1 protein-coding gene is annotated in these 2,360 nt (G+C 76.3%); it reads right to left on the minus strand.

Annotation, left to right across the window (positions count from 1 at the left end; genetic code table 11):
* Positions 1–2,222, minus strand: a 2,222-nt coding sequence (locus ABZ635_RS27085) for a DEAD/DEAH box helicase family protein (RefSeq protein ID WP_357770077.1), incomplete at its 3' end; no start/stop codon positions are given.
* Positions 2,223–2,360 lie beyond the last annotated feature (138 nt).

The raw sequence follows: 2,360 nt of genomic DNA on the forward strand, positions 1-2,360 counted from the left end.
TACCCCCTGGTAGCCTTGGGGGGGGGGGGGGCGGCGGCCGGACGCCGGGCCACCGCCCCGGCCGAAGCCGACGGCAGCGCACGCGCCTCCCGCACCCGCAGCGTCGGCAGGAGCACGTCCGCGTAGCCCGCGCCCGGACGCCACCGGGCCCGGGTCCCCTCGCGGTCCGCCGCGCGCGCCGCCATCCGGCGGTTCACCCGCGCCGGGTCCTCGGGCGGGTCGTACGGGGACAGCTCCGGGTCCACGTGCGCCACCCCGCTCATCACCTCGCCGTCCGCGCCCACCCCCAGATAGCCCTCGTGTTTGCGCACGAAGCGGCCCCAGTCGGCCGCGCCGCGCGGGTGCTCGCGGCTCACGCACACCACCGTCCAGGTGTGCGCCACCTTCTCCGGCCACGACGGGTCCAGGCGCAGCGCCCGCCCCCGGCTCTGCACTACCGACGTGGGAGTGGTGGCGGTGGTCAGGTCCACCACGGTGTTCACCCCGCGCGCGTCCCACCCTTCGCCGAGCAGCGCCCGCGTCCCCACCAGCACCTGGCAGCCGCCGGACTCCAGGAAGGCCGTCACCACGCCCACCCACGTACGCGAGGTCCAGGCACCCTCCACCTGGTACAAGCCGTCGGTCTCGCGCAGGGTCAGATCGACCCCGGGCAGCGCGGCCCGGGCGAACTCCAGGAACGCCGTGCCGGTGCCGCGACCCACCGCCACGGTACGGCCGGTGACCAGGACCGGGTCCAGCGCCGAGGTACGGGGGTCGGCGGCGAGCTGGCTCACCTGGAGCCACGCCGAACCGGCGTCGTCGGAGAGCACGCCCCGGAGCGCGGCGGGAGCGCGGGCGGTGGCGCGTTCGTGGTCGCAGAGCACGAGCGCGCGGAGCCGGGGCCCCACCGCGTCGCTTTCGGCGGCCAGGATCTCCACCGTGGCCAGGGACTTCGCGGCGCTGCGGGCCAGGACCCGGTCCACCGGTGAGGCTCCGCGCCGGATGCCGTTGCGGGTGAGGTGGTAGCCCACTGAGGGAAGGGCCGTCCGGACACGGTCGCGGGCCTCCCGGTCCCGTTCGACCTCCGGGTCCAGACAGTTGCGGGCGTAGTCGCCGATCAGCGCCGTCCAGTCCTCGGCCTGCGGAGGGTGCCGGTGCCGCTCCCGCAGCCGGGCCCCCTCGGGCAGCGCGACCAGCCCCCGGTGGTGGAGTCGCAGCACGGCGTCGGTGAGCTCCGGTTCCCGCACGGCCAGGGTTCCCCACCCCACGCGCCCGCCCTCCCGGGCGTCTCGGGACACGAAGCGCGCGTCCAGCCAGGGGAGGAAGTCCGTGGTCGCGAACCCGGGGGCGAGCAGGTCCGTGCACATCGCCTCGAAGCGGGAGGCCTGCCCCGCCAGGTACTCGTGCTCGGTGAGCGTGGGTTCGGTGACGTGCACGAGTTCGGCGAACGGGGCCAGGTAGCCGTCCCGGACCAGCGCGGGCAGGGACGCTCCGGTGACGGGCGGGCCGAAGAGCCGGTCGACCAGGTCCTTCTCCGAGGCGGTGAGGCTCGCGGCGGGGGTCCCGGTCAGGCCGACCACACGGGCGTCGGGAAGCCCGTCGAGGACCTCGGCGAGCAGGCGCCCCCACACCTGGAGCAGGTGGTGGCACTCGTCCAGAAGGAGGGTGAGCGGACCGGCGGCGTGCAGCGCGTCCACCAGGGCGCGCCCGTTGGCGTGCAGCCGGTCGCGGACGGGGGTGGCCGAGCGCCCCTCCTCGTCGGTCTCGGCGTCCGGGTCGAAGACGGCCAGCGACTGGTAGGTGAGCACGTTGACGGCGTGACCGAGGTCCCTGGAGGTCCCGGCGGCGCACCCCTCGGGGCGGGTGAACCGCTCCCAGTGCCCCACCCACTGGCCCTGGATCGCGGTGTTGGGCACCAGGACCACGGTGCGGCGGCCCAGGCGGCGTGCGGCCTCCAGCCCGACGAGGGTCTTGCCGGAGCCGGGAGGCAGCACGATCCAGGTCCGGTGCGCGCCGTCGGCCCAGCGCCGGTCCACCTCCGCGAGTGCCACGCGCTGGTAGGGGCGCAGCTCGCCCGGCCAGGAGGCGCCGTCCAGCGGGGCGGTGCGCCCGGTGGGGACGGCCGGGGGTCGCGTGCCGGGGGCGGGAGCGGCGGCGGTCGGCGCGTGCGAGGGCGGAGCGGTACCCGGCGGTGGTGCGTCCGGCGGTGGTACGGCCTGGGGCGGCTCCCCGGTCTCCGACATCCCCCCAGCCTAGCCAGGAGGGCGGGAGGCGCTGCGGGCGGGCGCGGGCGGCGGACGGTGGGCCACACCCTGCGCGGCAAGGAGTGGATTCAGTACGACAACCCGTACGACGTCGGCAAGATCGGCCTCCTCGGCTAC

This window comes from Nocardiopsis sp. NPDC007018, from assembly GCF_040635075.1.
Taxonomy (GTDB): Bacteria; Actinomycetota; Actinomycetes; order Streptosporangiales; family Streptosporangiaceae; genus Nocardiopsis.